The sequence below is a fragment of the Halomonas sp. AOP30-A1-24 genome (assembly GCF_052378165.1).
Taxonomy (GTDB): domain Bacteria; phylum Pseudomonadota; class Gammaproteobacteria; order Pseudomonadales; family Halomonadaceae; genus Vreelandella; species Vreelandella citrativorans.
This window is the reverse complement of the sequence record NZ_JBQSXL010000003.1, coordinates 16,683-33,947: the sequence shown is the minus strand read 5'-3', so window position 1 is coordinate 33,947 and position 17,265 is coordinate 16,683. Positions and strand designations below refer to the sequence as shown.

Sequence of the window (17,265 nt, the reverse complement as noted above, 5' to 3'; positions counted from 1 at the left end):
CATAATCCTCAGGAGCCTTCTCATGATTTATGCCAATCCGGGTGATAATGGGTCCGTCGTCTCGTTTGAAAAACGCTATGGCAATTACATCGGAGGTGAGTTTGTACCGCCCGTTAATGGGCAGTATTTCGATAACATTAGCCCTGTCAATGGCCAGGTCTTCTGCGAAATTCCGCGCTCTACTGCTGACGATATCGATAAAGCCCTGGATGCCGCCCATAAGGCTGCACCTGCTTGGGGGAAAACCTCTGCCGCTGAGCGCAGCAATACCCTGCTAAAAATTGCTGATCGCATTGAACAGAACATTGAAAAGCTGGCCGTGGCAGAAACCTGGGATAACGGCAAGGCCGTGCGTGAAACCCTGAATGCTGATATTCCTTTGGCGGTTGATCACTTCCGCTACTTTGCGGGCTGCATTCGGGCGCAGGAAGGCTCCGCTGCCGATATTGACGCCAACACCGTGTCTTATCATTTTCATGAGCCGCTGGGCGTGGTGGGTCAGATCATCCCCTGGAACTTCCCTATTTTAATGGCTGTTTGGAAGTTGGCCCCCGCGCTTGCCGCCGGTAATTGCGTAGTACTTAAACCCGCCGAACAAACGCCCGCATCTGTGCTGGTGCTGATGGGGTTGATTGGTGACTTGCTGCCGCCGGGTGTGGTTAATATCGTCAATGGTTTCGGTGCAGAAGCCGGCCAGGCACTGGCCAGTAACAAACGTATCGCCAAAATCGCCTTTACCGGTTCCACGCCGGTGGGGTCACATATTCTTAAGTGCGCCGCTGAAAACATTATTCCTTCCACCGTGGAGCTGGGCGGTAAATCACCCAATATCTACTTTGCCGATATCATGAGCGCCGAGCCGACGTTTATCGATAAAGCGGTAGAGGGCCTAGTGCTGGCCTTCTTTAACCAGGGCGAAGTGTGCACCTGCCCCTCACGTGCACTGATTCAAGAGAGCATGTACGAAGAATTTATGGCCAAGGTGCTTGAGCGCACCAGGACTATTAAGCGCGGCAACCCCTTGGATACCGATGTGCAAGTAGGCGCTCAAGCCTCTCAAGAGCAGTACGACAAGATCATGTCGTACATGGATATCGCCCGTGAGGAAGGCGCTGAATTTCTGACCGGTGGAGATAAAGAAAGCTTCGACCCCAGCTACGACAAGGGTTACTACATCCAGCCGACGCTACTGAAAGGCGACAATAAGATGCGCGTCTTCCAAGAGGAGATCTTTGGCCCGGTGGTGGCGGTCACCACCTTTAAGGATGAAGAAGAAGCGCTGGCGATCGCCAACGACACCGAGTTTGGCTTGGGTGCAGGTGTATGGAGCCGGGATATTAACGTTGCCTTTCGCATGGGGCGGGGCATTCAGGCTGGTCGCGTATGGACCAACTGCTACCACCAATATCCCGCCCATGCGGCATTTGGTGGCTACAAGAAGTCCGGCGTTGGCCGTGAAACCCACAAGGTGGCGCTTGAGCACTATCAGCAAACCAAGAACCTACTGGTCAGTTACGACATCAATCCGCTCGGTTTTTTCTAATCCGCGCTCGCTCCCCCGCTCGGCATGGTGCCGAGCGGTATTATCTGCCCCTCTGACGACAGCCCGCTTGCGACGAATAATGGGTTACACCCTCTCTGCTGTTGATTCTCAGCCTTGAGGCGCGAGGCTCGAACGATTAGGCACAAAAATCCCGGCACATAGGCCGGGATTCGTCTTTTGGGTAAATGCGATCACAGTTACAGCTGAGCATTCTCCGGCGGTTCGCCGATGCTGCCAGGCATGGGTTGTACGGTGCCGCGTTCCTGGCCTGCCAGGGTCAAAAAGTGCAGGTGGCGCTCGTACTCGCCTACCAGGTCGCCAATCGCTTGGCCGCGGGTATAACCGTTCAGGTCTTTATCCAGCCCGCCTTCAGCCAGATAGACATCCAGGCGCACATAGAAGTCATCGTCGGCTTCAATAAAGCTCGGTGTGCGCATCCGGTGTGGATACACCTGATAGACAAAGCTGGTGGCATCGCCAAAATCCACCTGCAGCGTTAGCCTGGGGAGCGGCTCGCCTTCCAACTGCTCTTCACTCACATTGGCGGGCTGGCCACGGCTTTCAAGCTCTTGGGCAAACTGAGTCATGGCTGGGCGAATCGAGTGCTTGATGGTTGCAGCAGCGCCAGCTCGGTTGGATGTGTCCAGGGCGCGGTCCAGGCGCTCCTTCCAATCGCCGCCTGGAGCGCTGCCGGTAATGGCGCGGCGTGCATCGGCCTTGTTGCCTTCAAGTTTTAGCGCCTTGTACATCCCCACCATGACCGCAAAAATTACCACCGAGAAGGGTAGCGCGGTAATCACTACTGCGCTTTGCAGAGCGTTAAGCCCACCGGCCATCAGTAGAGCAATGGTGATCAAGCCAATCACCGCTGACCAGAAAATGCGCAGCTTGATGGGCGCATCGTGGTTAACGTCACTTAAGATAGACGTAAAGTTAGCCAGCACCAGCGCGCCGGAGTCAGCGGAGGTAATAAAGAACACAACGCCCAGGATCGTGACAACCGCTGCCGTGATGGCTGCGTAAGGATAGTACTCAAGTAGGGTGTAAATCGTAGTTTGCGGTGTATTAAGCGCCTGCTCGCCGAGTGCTGCCACGCCCTGGTTGGCGACCAGCTCAATACCGCTATTACCCAATACCGACATCCATACCATAATGAAGGCAAGCGGTATAAACAGCGCACCGGCGACAAACTGGCGAATGGTGCGACCACGAGAAATACGCGCCAGGAAAAGACCCACAAACGGTGTCCAGGCGATCCACCAACCCCAGAAGAAGATCGTCCAGCCCATCTTCCACTCCTGGGCGCCATCATCGGTAAAGGCGTGCGTGTCAAAGCTTGCCGCCACAAAGCCGGAAAGATAGTCACCGGCGTTGTTAACTACCTTATCGAGCAGTGTCAGCGTGTCGCCTGAAAACAGTATGAACAGCATCAGGCAGAGTGCCAGCAGCATATTAAACTCGGATAAGCGGCGGATACCCTTTTCGACCCCGGTAACCACGGAAATGGTTGCCAGTATGACCACCAGGACAATCAAAAGAATTTGTACCGTAATCGTTTCCGGTACATCGAACATGTAGGCCAGCCCGTAGTTAAGCTGAATGACCCCAATGCCGAGGCTGGTGGCAATACCAAATACGGTAGAAACCACCGCCGTGATATCCACCGCGTTACCGATAGGCCCATAAATACGCTTGCCCAGAAGCGGGTAGAGCGCGCTGCGAATGGCTAGCGGCAAACGGTGGCGATAGCTGAAGTAGGCCAGCGCCATACCCATCAACACGTACAGCCCCCAGCCGGAGAGCCCCCAGTGCAGATAGGTTTGAACGACGGCGTTACGCATCGCAGCCTGGCTTTCGGGTGTCAGGTCGGGCGGTGCCAGGTAGTGAGAAATCGGTTCAGCCACGCTGAAAAACAGCAAATCAATGCCGATACCTGCAGCGAACAACATCGCCGACCAGGAAAGCAATGAAAATTCAGGCCGCGAATGATCGGGGCCCAAGCGAATACTGCCAAACCGCGACATACCAATCACCACGACAAAGACCAGATAGGCCACAATCGCCAGCATGTAGTACCAGCCAAAGGTGGTACTGACCCAGGCAAGCGCTGCATTAAAAAATGCACCGGCTTGTTGGGTAAACAGCAGGGTGAGCACCAGAAATATCAATATGCCGGCCATACTGCCATGAAAAACCACGGGGTTGAGGCGGTCGCGAGAGGGCAGGGAGGGGTTGTCTTTCGCCATGTAGGCGGACTCCATTGGTTGAGACAAGTGATGAAACATTTTATTTTGAATGAACGTTCAATATAAAATACGCTGTTTAAGCGCTTACTACAAATCAGTCTTGATAGTGATAGGAAATGGTAGGTGAGGTTTTGGCAAGGCGCGCATACAAAAACGCCCGGCAAAAGCCGGGCGTCTTGACAAGACTTAACAGTAAAAAAGCGCTTACTCGCTAGCGGTTTCCGTAGCGTCTTCATGCTGAACGCGCGGGCCGTGTCTACCGTGGCCTCTACCATCCCTGTGGTGCTCGTCACGCATTTCTTTCATGGCGTTCTTTAAAGATTCACGCTCCTCTTCGGAAAGAATATCCGCAACTTTATCCTGGTGCTCTTTACGCAACGCCTGCATGGCTTGGAAGTGCTCTGCGTTTAGCTCGTTGAGGGCCGTTTGCTGCTCCTCGTTCAAACCGGCGCGGTCGTACACTTCATGGCGGCGCTCTTCCATGCGCTGCGAGAAGGTTTCGCGGTCAGCGCCTGAATGACGACCTTCATGCTGGTCTGCCTGTGCAACCACAGCAAGTGGGGTTAGCGCGATAGCCAGCAGAGCCGGGGCAAACACTTGGCGTAATGACATTTTCATAACGTACCTCCTGGTAAGTTGACAATGTCAGTATCGAGCGGGGGAGTGCAAACCGTATGCACGGAGTGTGCAATAACGGTGATGATGCAGGCGGGGGGATATCTGACGTATAGCAGTTATATGGTTAGACTTTAGTTGGCTTTTTTCGTCATGCAAGGTTGGTGAAAGGTTTGTGGGATAGCTTTGTCCTCCGCAGGCAGTAGCCTGTTTGAAGACTTTATAATTCTATAAAAAAGAGAACTCGCTATGCCCAAGAAAATCTGTGCTCCGTTTAGCTTCAATATGAAATCACTACTCGCTGGTGCCACGGTTGTTGCCGCGTCACTCGCGTTAATCATGCCTACCGCTGCGGCAGATGATTATCCTGAACGCCCGGTCAATATGGTCGTCGGCTTTGGTACCGGCGGTAGTGCTGACCGTTTGGCGCGTATTATGTCAGGCTATATCGCTGAAGAGATTGGCGTGCCAGTGCAAGTGACTAACCGTCCAGGCGCAGGAACTCAGGTCGCATCCAACTACGTGCTGAACATGCCGGACGATGGATACACCACCTATGCCTCAACCTTTGCTCCTTACCTGGCCAACTCGATTCTGACCGGTGGTGCCAACTTTAGTGTTGATGATTTTTCGTATATCAACTTTCAGTGGTTCGACCTGGATCTGATCGCCGCCAATAAAGATAGCGGATACGAAGATCTTCCTTCGTTGCTGGAAGCGATTCGCGAAGAGCGCGGCCAGGTGCGTGGCGCGGTGGTTCAAGGCTCAGCCGGTCACCTGATGATCCGTCTGCTGCTGGAAGAAGCTGGTATTCCTCAAGAAAACCTTAACCTGGTGACGTACAACAGCGGCGGTGAAGCCCGCTCAGCGGTGGCTGGTGGTCAGGTGGATTTCGTTTCTATCAGTGCCCAGGGCAGTGAGGGAATTCGTGAGTTCTTGACGCCGCTTGCTATCGTGAGTGACGAGCGCATCGACCAGTGGGATGCCCCCACGATCAACGAAGCGCTGGCACCGATGGACGTAGAAGTTCCGGTACTGCAGGGCTCGATGCGTGGTTTTGCGGTCACTAGCGAAGTTGAGCGTCAGCATCCTGAGCGCTTTGAAGCACTTGCTTCAGCCATCCAGAGCGCGCTGGCCCGTAAAGACGTTCAAGAGCACCTCGAGCGTAATGAAATGGGGGGTGTTTGGATTGGGCCCGAGCGCGCCAACGAGCTGATGCGCGAAAACTACGCTGTGTTTGAAAAGTACGCACACCTGCTTAACTGATCTTCCTGTCATGGCTGGCCACTTTTCATGTGGCCAGCCTGGAGTTGAACCATGCCTGCACAGAAACGCGACTATGGGGACTTTCTGGTTCTCATCGGTCTGGCTTCCTTTACGCTGTGGTATTTGCTGGACGCGATCAGCGTCTCGGCACAACCCCAGAATTTACTGCTGATACTGCCACTTTCAGTCATTGTCCTGTCGATTATCGCCATCGAGCTGTTGCTACGCCTAAAGCAGGGGACACTGTTTAGCATCGCTGCCGACGAGGAGCCGTTACATCAAACGCTGCCCGTCGTAGTTCTGTTTGGTGCCTATGTGTTATCGCTTGAAACGCTCGGTTTTGATGTGGCGACCGTGCTGTTCATCGCGCTCTTTTTGATCCTCAAAGGTGAGCGTAACTGGTTAGCGGTGATGGGCTTTAGCGCAGCGTTCGGGTTCGCCGTGGCGTTCTTCTTCTCTCAGATGCTGCCCTATCCCATGACGCTGCTACTGCTACCCAGTTAAGGAGGCAATATGATTGATTTTGGCACAGTACAGCAGGGTCTGGACCTGCTCTTTTCTAATTTTGGCCCCTGGCTCGTGGTAATACCCGGTATTGTGCTGGGGCTAATCTTTGGCGCAACGCCGGGGCTGCAGATTTCCATGGCCATGGCGATCTTCCTGCCCATGACCATGTACATGGATTTCATTCAGGCCATGCTGTTCTTAACCGCTATTTTTACCGGCGGTTCGTTCGGCGCGGGTATTCCTGCCATTTTGATGAATATCCCGGGCACTTCATCGGCCATTGCCACCGCCTTTGATGGCTACCCGATGTCGCGCAAGGGGCAGCACAACCAGGCGCTGGGCGTGGCGTTGGCCGCCTCCGTGGTGGGCGCGCTGATGGGTTATCTCGTTCTGTTTTTCATGATTCAGCCGCTCTCCTATCTGGTGCTGAGGCTCGGCCCTTCCGAAATGTTTGTGGTCATCCTGTGGGGCATGACGCTGATTGCGAGCCTGAAGGGCGAGCAGGTACTTAAAGGCTTGGTGGCGGGCTTTGTCGGCCTCTTGGTGGGAACCATTGGGTTTAGTGAAATTGGTCTGGCGCGTGGCACCATGGGGAAAACGTATCTGCTTGATGGTATTCCGGTTATTCCTGCCATGATGGGCATGTTTGCGGCCTCAGAACTTTTCAAGCTTGCCAACAAAGGCTTCATCGTTGAATCCGCCGATTCGCGTAAGGTGAAAATCAGCGAGATATTTGAAGGCTGTAAGATGGCAATGCGCTATCCGGTTGTGATGATTCGTGGTGGTTTGATAGGTGTGTTAGTAGGGGCCGTGCCTGGCGTTGGCTCCTCGGTTTCCAACTTGCTTTCCTATATTGAAACCAAGCGTCGTGATAAAGATCCTGACTCGTTTGGCAAGGGTAACCCGAAGGGCGTGGTGGCATCAGAAGCCGCTAACAGCAGCTCTGAAGGCGGCTCAATGGCTACTCTGCTGGCGCTTGGCATTCCCGGCGGTGGTGCAACGGCGGTAATGTTGGCTGCGTTTGCCATGCATAACATCACCGGCGGGCCGCAGTTTATTCGTCAGCAAACCGATGTGGTCTACGCGATCATTTTTGCCAACTTCGCCCAAGTATTTCTTCTGGTGGTCGTGGGTCTGCTGTTTATCCCGCTGTTGGCCAGCATCGTCAAAGTACCCATGCGCTACCTGATTCCCTCGGTACTGGTACTCGCGGTTATGGGATCGTTTGGCTTGACCGGCAATATGACAGGTCCCGCCACTGTGCTGGTATTTGCAGTGATTGGTTGGATCTTTCGCCATTATGGCTACTCGGTGCCTGCCGCCGTTATCGGTATGCTGCTGGGCTCGCTGGCGGAGAAATCACTGCTCCATTCGTATCAAATCAGCGGCGGGGATATCACCTATGTCTTCGAGCGCCCGGTGACCTTGGGGATTCTAGGACTTCTATTGATTTCACTGTTTAGCCAGCCGTTAATGGCGCGCTTTAGTGCCTGGCGTGCGGCCAAACAGGCGTAACATAATGGCAAAAAAAACGCTGAAAACGTTAGTCTTGGGTTGCTTGGGTGGCGTTATTGCCACCCTTTTTTCATTGCCCCTGGCCTGGATGCTGGGCGCACTTTTTATGGTAATGGCGGTATCGCTTGGCGGTGTTAAAACCGGCGTTGATAAGCGCTTGCACCGTGTGGCTATTGCCCTGCTGGGACTCTTTATCGGGAGCCGCATTCAGGCCAGTGAACTGGTCAGTCTGGTGCAGTGGTACCCAAGTGTATTGGCAATGCTGGTCTATATGGGGCTTATGCTGGTGGGCGGGTACTTTATCTTTACCCGCGCCAACGTAGGGCCCATGGATGCGATGTTCTGCGCCTACCCAGGGAGCATGAATTCAGCCCTAGTGCTTGCTGAGCGCGCCAATGGCGATGTGCGCTGGATCGCTATCGCGCACTCGCTGCGTCTGGTCACCGTGGTGTCCGGGGCGGCACTATTGGCAAGCTTCTTTGTGGATGATGTCACGCTGCAAAGCTCGCCCGTATCGCTCTCGCTGATGGATGCGCTGCCGCTGTTATTGGTCCCGCTTTGCTGGTGGCTTGCCCGCTTGCTGCGCATTCCCATTCCGGAGTTTTTAGGCCCGATGGCCGCAGGCGCCATCATCGCGAACCTGGGGATGGATTACTCGCTGCCCACCTGGACGGTGTTCACGGCCTTTTTGGTGCTCGGCTCTTCGGTCGGCGCGCGTTTCTCAGGAACCCACTGGTCTCAGGTAGTCAGCGTGGGGCGGTTTGGGATGGTGTATGCACTGTTTGCCCTGATTGTCGCAGCGCTCATAGCTTGGCTGGTCGCCAGCATGACCCAGCTTTCTTTTGTGGCGGTGTTGCTGGCGCTGATTCCCGGCGGCGTCGGGGAGATGGCCGTCATCGCCATGGTGATGGATATCGACCCGGTGTATGTAGTGTCGCACCATGTCTTGCGCCTGTTACTGCTGATCTTTATGACCCCGCTGGTCATTCGTATTGCAAAGCAGGCGGCTGCATAGCGGGAAACGCCACCGTCACGGCGAAACCGCCTTGTGGTCGGTTATTAAAAGAGAGGAGAGCGGCGTGGGCGGTGGCGATCTGCTCCACAATAGCCAAGCCTAAACCGCTACCGGGCGCGTGCGGATTGTGGCGGGAAAAGCGCTCGGTCAGCTTGCCAAGTTGCGCCTCTTCCACGCCGACTCCCTGGTCGCTCACCGTCAATATTACCTGTTGCTGCTGCGTTGTTAGGGCGATATCGATTGGACCCTGATAGGCTTCAGCGCCTCCCGCGTGCAGGCTGGCATTCTCAATCAGGTTAATCACCAGCCAGAGCAGCATGATCGGATCGCCCAGCACTTTGGAAATGGTATGAGGCTGATCGAACGACAGCTCCTGGCCTTTCTGATAGATGCTGGTTGCTGTTTGCGCGCAGCCATCCTGGCATATTGCCACCAGATCGACGGCTTCAAGATGGGCCTCATCCATCAGCTCGCTGCGGGTCTTGGCATATTTCAAAAGCTGTTGGACCGTATGGCTGGCATGTTCCGAGATACGCTGTATTTCAATAAGGTTGGCTCGAACGGCCGATTCCTGGGTCGTTTTTAGCGAGATTTCGGTTAGCGCACGTATTTCAGAAATGGGCGTTCGCAACTGATGGGACACATCGGCATTTAATTGCTGTGTACTCTCAATGCTGCGACGGATACGTAGCATCAGCTGGTTAATGCTGAGAATCAGTGGGCGAATCTCTTTTGGAGCGTCGTCTTCAAGCGGCTGAAGGTCATGAGAAGAGCGGCGGCGAAGCGCTTGGCTTACGGTATTAAGCGGGGCTAATCCACGATAGATCGCCAGTAGAGCGATGGTGATAGCAAGAATTCCGGCAACAATCGTCAACCCGGTGAGTGTCACCATAAAGTCATTGGTAAGCGTGTAGCGCGCCTCTTTGGACTCCGCAACGATCACTTCAATATTGATGTTCTCGCGGCCCCGGCTAAAAGGAAACGTCAGGGCGACGGCGCGTAGCTCGTTGCCCGCGTACGTCACGTCGTAAAAAACCGGCTCAGAGAGGTCAGTAGGCGGGTCGCCCAAGCCTTGAAAGCCAGCAATCATATCGCCGTCTACTTCCTGCATCCGATAGAATATTTTGCCTTCACCACGACTACCTAGGGTGCTAATACTAAAATAGTGCATATTAATGCGTAGCGCGCCGTCTACCGTGTAGATGCGTCTTTCCAAGCGCTCGGCGGCATTGAGCAGCATATCGTCGAAGGTTTCGTTAATCTGGCGTGTCAGCAATAGATAGCTCGAAAGAAGCGCCAGAAATGCCAGGGCAGTAAACGGTAAACCAATCCACAGCAGCAGGCGGCTTTTTATCGATTTGATAGCAAGCATATCAAGCGTCGGATTCCTGGTTGGGGGCTTCTTTGGGGGCCAGGTAATAGCCTAAACCGCGGACCGTTTTCAAGCCGAAGTCGTAGCCAATTTTCTTGCGGATGCGTGAAATATAAGTCTCCACCGCTGCATAACTGACCGGCTCGCCCATAGTGGAAAGTCGATCAATAATCTGGTCCTTACTGACGAGTCGATTTTGATTAATCATCAGATATTCCATTACTTCCAGCTCTCGACGGTGCAGCGTTACAGGCTGGCCATCAATTCTTAGCTCCATTGCGTCGGGTAAAAATGCCAGACGGCCACAGCTAAGTGTTTCACCACCAAAATGCTTGGCACGCCGGACCAGTGCCCGGGCTCGGGCTACTACTTCATCAAGTGAGAAGGGCTTGCAAAGGTAGTCATCTGCGCCCTCTTCAAGCCCTAAAATGCGTTGGTCCAGCGTGTCTCTGGCGGAAATAATCAGCACGGGGATAGTGTTCTGCTGATGGCGCAGTTTGCGTAGAAGGCTAATGCCATCCAATTCAGGCAGGCCCAAATCCAATACCATCAGATCGAAACCACCCTGCACGAGCATTGGGAGTGCGTGTGCGCCGTCGTTAGCGACGGTGATGTTGAATCCTGCCTCGCTAAGTGCTGTGGCCATCGAGCGCGCTAAATTGTCGTTATCTTCTACTATAAGCGCCTTCATGTTTAATCCTGCGGGTTAGCCCTCGGGCTGATATTTATACCCTACTCCATACACCGAACGAATGATCTCCTGCTCGGGGAGGGCTTCAGTGATTTTTTTGCGCAGCTTTTTAATATGGCTGTCGACGGTGCGTTCAGAAACAATCCGGTTGTCTCGGTACATATGGTCCATTAGCTGCTCACGGCTAAAGATTCGTCCAGGTGACTGCATCATTACTCGCAGCAGCTGAAATTCAACCGCGGTGAGGCCCAAGTCATGGCCGTTGGCTAGTGCCTGCCAGCCATCGTCATTCAGGGTCACCGGGGTTGAAACCGCTGCCTCAGGGGTGTGGGCCTGTTCGGCAAGTGCTTGGCTGCGGCGTAGTACCGCTTTCACGCGGGCGACTACTTCGCGGGGGCTGAAAGGTTTGCAGATATAGTCATCGGCGCCCAACTCCAACCCTAGCAGTCGGTCTACTTCCTCCACCTTGGCGGTCACCATAATAATTGCGATAGCAGGCCACGTCTGACGTATTTCCCGGCAGAGCATCAAACCATCTTTGCCGGGCAGCATGACATCCAAAAGCACCAACGTGGTGGGGTGCTGCTGCAACCAGGGTATTACATCGTCGCCATGACCCAGCGTTGCAACATTAAAACCGTGGGAGCTTAAATAATCATCCATGAGGCGGGCAATTTTTGGCTCGTCCTCAACAATCAATAGCGGGGCGTCTTGGAACATGGCGGACTCGCTTGTCATTAATGGGAAGTCAGTAACGGAAAACGTAAGGTCCAGCAAAGCCCGCCTAGCGGCGCATTGGATGCCTCAAGCGTTGCACCGTGCGCAATCACCAAGGCGCTTGCAATGGATAGCCCTAGGCCACTACCGCCGCTTGCCCGATTGCGTGACCCTTCAACACGGTAAAGGCGCTCGGTAAGCCGGGAAAGCTCACTTTCCGGAACGCCCGGTGCGCTATCCTGCCAAACAATCACCGCCTGGGCACGCTCAATGTTGAGCGTTACTTGAAGTTTGCCCGGTGCATCGGTGTAGGCGCAGCTGTTATCCAACAGATTATTCCACAGCTGATGCAGTCGCTGGGCATCACCTCGAATCATTACGCCGGGGGCTATGTGCGTCGTCAGCGTAAGGCCGCTGCCATTGAGCCAGCGGTCCGCATCTTCAAGGCGGCTGGCCAGGCTGTCGCTAAGGTTCATGGGGGCCAGATGAATATCAAGCGCGCCAGCATCGCTTTGCGAAAGTAGGCGTAAATCGGCGACCAAGTGCTCAAGCTGGGCAACTTCCTGCGCCAGCGAGCTGAGGTTTTCCTGATTCAGTGGGCGAATGCCGTCCTGCATGGCTTCAATTTCACCACGTAGCACGGCCAAGGGCGTGCGCAGTTCGTGGGCGGTGTCGGAGACCCAGCGTGCACGGGCGTCACGGTTGGCTTCCAATGTGGCGGCCAGTACGTTGAAGTCCCGCGCCAAACGGGCAAGCTCATCCCGACCACGTTCAGGTAGGCGAGTATGGTAGTTGCCTTCGGTAAGCCGCCGCGTGGCGATAGCCAGTGCCCGCGTACGTCGGCTTAACCACCACGAGAGCCCGGCGGCCAGCAGCAGCGATGCTAGCCCAATCGAGATAACAATAATGACCAGGTTGCGCTGTTGCAGCTCTAGAAAGCGATTTTCCATGCGCTCCATCATCTGCTGAGGAGGGCGAAACCCTAACGAGCCAATGGCCTCGCTGTCGCTGTGAAGCGTGAGCCAGCGCCAATCGCCGGGGCCCATACGGCCATTCATGGGTGGAATCACAAACTCACCGTTTGGCGCACGCAGCGCAAAATCCTGCGCTTCGCCCAAGGGGGAGGGGCGTTCACGATGCTCCTGACCCAGTTCAAAACGCACGATATGCGGCCAGCGTTCCGGGTTGTGTTCAAGCCAGCGCCAGTCCTGCTGGGTTTCCCAGCGGGTAATCAAACCATCGGCCAGCAGCATGGCACGGCGTTCCTGGGCCTGGTTTAAATAGTCGATAAAACCACGGTCGATACTGTAGGAAACGGCTAGAAACATGGTGGCGGAAATGGCCACGTTAACGCTGAGTATGGCCGAGAACAGCTTTAGTCCTAGCCGGGAAGGACGCCAAGTGGGCAAGGTAACGGCCATCAGGAAGTGCCCTCCTGAAGAGGTTGCCGAGGCATGCTAAGTCGCTCGCGCCAGTTCTCCAGACCCAGGTAAAGGCAGGGCACCAGTATCAGCAAAATGACCGTCGCGAAGATCATGCCAAAACCCAGCGAGATTGCCATGGGAATCATAAAGCGTGCCTGCCGCGAGGTTTCCAGAATCATGGGCGCCAGGCCCAGAAAGGTGGTAAGTGTGGTCATCATGATAGGCCGCAGGCGCCGGGTAGCAGCCGCCACAATGGCAGCGCGTGGCGCCACCCCTTCGCGCCGCTTGCGGTTGGCGTAATCAATCAGTACCAGCGCATCGTTAATCACCACGCCGGAAAGCGCCAGCATGCCCAGCAGGCTGATAATCGAAAGCCCAAACCCCATAATCATGTGGCCCACCACAGCACCAACAACGCCAAACGGAATGGCCGCAAGCACCAATAAGGGCTGCAAATAGCTTCTGAAGGGAATCGCCAACAGTGCGTAAAGGGCGGCCAGCATAAGCCACATGGCGGTGCGAAGGGCGGCCAGATTGTCGGCGGTATCTTGCTGGCGGCCGCCCAGGCTGACCTCAAGCCCCGGCCAGGAGTTTGTAAGCGTTGGGAACACGTCTTCTTGAAGGGTGGCCAGTACCTGGTTAATGGTTTGGTCGCCCTCTGAATCCGCCGTCACGGTGATAATGCGCCTGCCATCTATGCGCTGCAGGCTGCTTGAGGCTTGGCTTAAGGTAATGTCTGCCACGCGAGAAAGCGGCACGCTAAGCCCGTCGGGCGTGCGTACGGGCATGCGGTAAAGTTCGTTTAAGCTCGCGCGGTCGGTTTCGGGCAGGCGTACCTCTACGCTGATCTCGCTACGCCCCACAAACTGTTCAACCGCCGTGGCACCTTGTAAAGGTCCGCGCAGTGCCTGGGCCAGGTCGCTGCCGGTCAGGCCTAGCGCTCGGCCTTCTGCGGAAAGGCGCATTTCAAGCTGAGGTTTGCCATCGCCAATCCCGCTGTCAATATCGGTTAGCTCATACTCACCAAGCACTTCGGCCAACCGGGCGGCGGCGGCTTCCAGCACTTGGGTGTCGGGGTGAGATAAGCGCAAGCTAAGCGCAGCGCCGCTGCCGGGGCCGCCAAAATCTGACTCAAAACGTACCGACTGAGCGCCAATTAAATCCCCCGCCAGCTCGCGCCATTCACCTGCAATACGTGAAGGCGGCCAGGCGTCCAGGCTGCTACTTGCGATATCGAGCCGTACCTGCAGCTCTTCGCCATCCAAGCGGCTGCGCGTGCTGCTAAAGGCTAGCGTCTCTTCGCGCTCGCTCAGCTGCTGGGCGGCGTCCAGTAGCTGTTGGCTAAGCTCTCGGCTAACGCTGATGTTGGTGCCAATCGGCAGCGTTACCGTTGCCTGAACCTGATCGGATTCGGCACGCGGCATGAGTGAAAAGCCCAACCGTCCACTCATGGACCATGCCAGCACTACCACCAGCACCGCAACACCGATGGAGACACTCAGTAAGCGTTGATTAAGTGCGCGTTGTAGAAACGGCTCAAACTGATGGTATGTGAAGTGATGCAGCCCGCCCTGCAGGCGCTGGCGCAACGCTTCCAGCGGCCGCTGCCAAGCCGGTGTTTCACGCGGTTTACGGCTATGTGCCAAGTGGGAGGGGAGGATAAACAGCGCTTCGGCCCAGGAGATCAAAAACACCGTGACGACCACCACGGGCAGAGTGGCAAACAGCATGCCCAAAAAGCCGGGTAAAAACAGCAGGGGCAGAAACGCCACGATATTCGACAAAATGGCAAAGGTGAGCGGAACGGCAATTTCACCTGCCCCTTTGACCGCCGCATCGCGCAGCGAGTAGCCTTCCTCACGATAGCTGTAGATGTTTTCGCCCACCATGATCGCATCATCCACCACGATCCCCAGCGCGATAATGAAAGCGAACATCGACATCATATTCAGCGAGACGCCGATCCAGGGCAGAAACAGCATGGCGCCCAAAAAGGCCGTAGGAATACCCAGCGTGACCCAAAATGCTAGCCGCGCTTCAAGAAACAGCGCCATGAGTACCATCACCAGCGCCAGACCCATCCAGGCATTCTTTAACAGCAGGCTTAAGCGGTCCTCGTATATTTCCGAGCTGTCGCGTGCAACGTCCAGGCTAACGCCCGGCGGTAGCCCCGCTCGCAAGCGCTCCAGTTCGCCGTAGACCGCCTCGGAAATGCTGGTCGGGGTTTGGTGGCCAATTTGATAAATGTTGACCGATAGGCCCGGCTCGCCATTGTAAAACTCTTCACGATCCGTTTCGGCAAAGCCGTTGCTCACGCGGGCGATATCACCCAGCAAAATGGGCGTGCCCTGGGCAGTGGTAAGGATTGGCAGGTCGGCAAACTCGGCGGCGCTGTTGCGTCGGCCTTGGTAGCGCACCAGCCACTCGCCTTCAGCCGTGGTGAGTTGGCCACTTGCCAGGTCCAGCGCTTCAGCTCCAATGCGGCTGGCAAGCTGCTGATGATCAAGCCCGTAGCGCTCAATAGCTTCTTCATCCAAGTGAATCTGGATCTCGCGCTCGCGATTACCCGAAAGCTCGGCGCGTGAAATACCCTCAGCGGCCTGCAGTTCAGCGCGCACATCCTCGGCGGCGTCGTGAAGGGCGGCAAGCCCAACCGAGCCGTAAACCTGAAGGCTGACCACACTGCGCGAGCCGCCCGCTAGCGTGAAGCGGGGCGGGTCGGCGGCACTGGGTAGGGTAGTGATGGCATTGACTGCCTGCTGAATATCCTGATAAACGCGCATCACATCGACGCCGTCAATCAGCGTCGCGCTGACCATACCGCTGCCTTCACCAGCGCTGGAGGTCAGCTCGTCAATACCTTCTACATTCGATACCGCCGCTTCAACGGGAAGTAGTAGGCTCTGCTCGACATCTTCTGGCGTGGCGCCGGGGTAGCTGATGCTGACCTGAACAATTTCAATTTCAAACTCAGGAAAGACCTCTTTTTTAATCGCGAGCGATGCCATAAGGCCCCCCACGATAAACAGCAGCATCAGCAGATTAGGCGCAACGCCATGGTCAATCATCCAGGCAAGCGGGCCGCGACGCATTAGCTGCTCTCCTCATCACGGGTGGGCGCATCGTTGCGCGAGCGAACGCGAACCTGTTGTCCTTCCTGGGGTTGGGCAAGTCCTGAAGTGACAACGCGCTGACCAGCCTCCAGGCCGCTGCGCACCAGCGCTTCATTTTCACCCCGATAGGCAAGCGACACCGTTGTGCTGTGTAGGCGGTCTTCATCGTCCACCCACCAAACGCGCTCGCCCGGGCGTAGCGCCGCTGAGGGCAGGGCAATCAGGTCTTCCTGCGCCTGAGTTTGGAAGGCTATTCGCATTACATCGCCCAAGCGCAGCGCGGGACCATCGGTGTCCAGCGCCAATGGGTCATTCACCGCAATCAACAGCTGTGCCTGAAGTCCGCTCTCTTCCAGATTAGGTAAGATCGATATCAGTGCGCCTTCCCGCGAAGCGCCTTCTGGCCAGCCCCGGCTGGTAATCGTGACCTGACTACCCGGCGCCAGCCATTCAAGTGCATCGCCGGGCAATGAGGCGCGCACCCAGAATTGCTCAACACCGACCAGATTAATCACCTCGGTTCCTTGGCTTAGCAGGCTGCCAGCGCCCACCAAGCGCTCTTGCACCATCGCCTTCCACGGGGCGGTCAACGTTGCGCGCTCAAGGTTGAGCGCTGCCTGGTCGCGTATTACACGTGCCTGAGTCAGTTGAGCCTGGGCCTGGCGAAGTTGAGGCTCGCGCAGGACCAGCGAGCGTCGCTCGGCGGAAAGCTGGCGCCCAAACGACTCGTACTCACTACGGGCGCGCTGCTGTTCGGCATTTTCAAGCGCCACCTGCGCTTGGGCGTTGCTTAGCTGGGCCTCGGCGTCCTCCAGGGCAAGGCGCAAATCGGCCTGGTCGATATACGCAACGGGCGCACCTTCCTCAACGACCTGGCCTGGAAAAACGCCCTCTCCAAAGCGTTCCAACTGACCTGCCACGCGGCTGGCCAGCTGGGTTGTCTGCTCGGCTTCTACTCGCCCAAAGCCGCTCAGTAGAGGCGATAGGGCGCTCTGTTCGACTGTCATGACATTGACGACAGGCGGCGTGGGTGGCGGGGGAGCCCGCCGCTCAATACGTGGCGGCTGGCTGATAATCCACCAGGCGCAGGCTAAGCCGATGGCAAACACCAACAGGGCCAGCACGGCGCCTAAACGGACACGGCCTTGTTGCATCGAGGAGAAAGAGTCATGAGGTTTTATTAACACGGAGTACCCGTTGCAAGAGCGAAAACGTAGTAAAAGCGAAAATTCCGGTATAAG

13 protein-coding genes are annotated in these 17,265 nt (G+C 55.9%); 5 read left to right on the top strand and 8 right to left on the bottom strand.

The window, feature by feature from the left end:
* The first annotated feature begins 22 nt into the window (after nt 1–22).
* Nucleotides 23–1,543 (top strand): acetaldehyde dehydrogenase ExaC, encoded by a 1,521-nt coding sequence (gene exaC / locus ACT3TJ_RS02385; protein ID WP_193057154.1) that lies wholly within the window; start codon nt 23–25, stop codon nt 1,541–1,543.
* Nucleotides 1,544–1,740: 197 nt separating this feature from the next.
* On the opposite strand, the gene betT is transcribed toward exaC, so the two are convergent.
* Both betT and ACT3TJ_RS02375 read right to left on the bottom strand, forming a co-directional pair.
* On the bottom strand, nt 1,741–3,789 hold the full coding sequence (gene betT / locus ACT3TJ_RS02380; RefSeq protein WP_193057155.1) for a choline BCCT transporter BetT: 2,049 nt from the start codon (nt 3,787–3,789) through the stop codon (nt 1,741–1,743).
* Nucleotides 3,790–3,993: 204 nt separating this feature from the next.
* Nucleotides 3,994–4,407: a hypothetical protein gene (locus ACT3TJ_RS02375; RefSeq protein ID WP_193057156.1), complete on the bottom strand. Its 414-nt coding sequence runs from the start codon at nt 4,405–4,407 to the stop codon at nt 3,994–3,996.
* Between the two features lie 246 nt (nt 4,408–4,653).
* Between ACT3TJ_RS02375 and ACT3TJ_RS02370 the strand changes: the two genes are divergently transcribed.
* The 4 genes from ACT3TJ_RS02370 to ACT3TJ_RS02355 are packed head-to-tail and all read left to right on the top strand — an operon-like array spanning nt 4,654 to nt 8,707.
* Nucleotides 4,654–5,670, top strand: coding sequence for a Bug family tripartite tricarboxylate transporter substrate binding protein (locus tag ACT3TJ_RS02370; RefSeq protein ID WP_193057157.1), 1,017 nt, complete (start codon nt 4,654–4,656; stop codon nt 5,668–5,670).
* 51 nt (nt 5,671–5,721) lie between these two features.
* Nucleotides 5,722–6,174: a tripartite tricarboxylate transporter TctB family protein gene (locus ACT3TJ_RS02365; RefSeq protein ID WP_193057158.1), complete on the top strand. Its 453-nt coding sequence runs from the start codon at nt 5,722–5,724 to the stop codon at nt 6,172–6,174.
* A 9-nt stretch (nt 6,175–6,183) separates the two neighbouring features.
* The gene (locus tag ACT3TJ_RS02360; protein ID WP_193057159.1) at nt 6,184–7,692 is read left to right on the top strand and encodes a tripartite tricarboxylate transporter permease; all 1,509 of its coding nucleotides are present in this window, start codon (nt 6,184–6,186) and stop codon (nt 7,690–7,692) included.
* Nucleotides 7,693–7,696: 4 nt separating this feature from the next.
* Nucleotides 7,697–8,707, top strand: coding sequence for an AbrB family transcriptional regulator (locus ACT3TJ_RS02355; protein WP_193057160.1), 1,011 nt, complete (start codon nt 7,697–7,699; stop codon nt 8,705–8,707).
* Here ACT3TJ_RS02355 and ACT3TJ_RS02350 read toward each other — a convergent pair.
* The 6 genes from ACT3TJ_RS02350 to ACT3TJ_RS02325 are packed head-to-tail and all read right to left on the bottom strand — an operon-like array spanning nt 8,676 to nt 17,178.
* A complete protein-coding gene (locus tag ACT3TJ_RS02350; protein WP_193057161.1) occupies nt 8,676–10,079 on the bottom strand; it encodes a sensor histidine kinase in 1,404 nt (467 codons plus the stop codon). The two genes, ACT3TJ_RS02355 and ACT3TJ_RS02350, sit on opposite strands and share 32 nt — an antisense overlap.
* 1 nt (nt 10,080) lies before the next feature.
* Nucleotides 10,081–10,770, bottom strand: coding sequence for a response regulator transcription factor (locus tag ACT3TJ_RS02345; protein ID WP_193057162.1), 690 nt, complete (start codon nt 10,768–10,770; stop codon nt 10,081–10,083).
* Between the two features lie 15 nt (nt 10,771–10,785).
* On the bottom strand, nt 10,786–11,490 hold the full coding sequence (locus tag ACT3TJ_RS02340; RefSeq protein WP_193057163.1) for a response regulator: 705 nt from the start codon (nt 11,488–11,490) through the stop codon (nt 10,786–10,788).
* Nucleotides 11,491–11,507: 17 nt separating this feature from the next.
* Nucleotides 11,508–12,908, bottom strand: coding sequence for an ATP-binding protein (locus tag ACT3TJ_RS02335; RefSeq protein ID WP_193057164.1), 1,401 nt, complete (start codon nt 12,906–12,908; stop codon nt 11,508–11,510).
* Nucleotides 12,908–16,003 carry an efflux RND transporter permease subunit gene (locus ACT3TJ_RS02330; RefSeq protein WP_193057165.1) on the bottom strand — a complete coding sequence of 1,032 codons (3,096 nt, stop codon included), beginning with the start codon at nt 16,001–16,003 and terminating at the stop codon, nt 12,908–12,910. The genes ACT3TJ_RS02335 and ACT3TJ_RS02330 overlap by 1 nt, the downstream gene beginning before the upstream one ends.
* Nucleotides 16,003–17,178 (bottom strand): efflux RND transporter periplasmic adaptor subunit, encoded by a 1,176-nt coding sequence (locus ACT3TJ_RS02325; RefSeq protein ID WP_172117569.1) that lies wholly within the window; start codon nt 17,176–17,178, stop codon nt 16,003–16,005. Before ACT3TJ_RS02325 ends, ACT3TJ_RS02330 begins: the two co-directional genes overlap by 1 nt.
* Nucleotides 17,179–17,265: the final 87 nt, after the last annotated feature.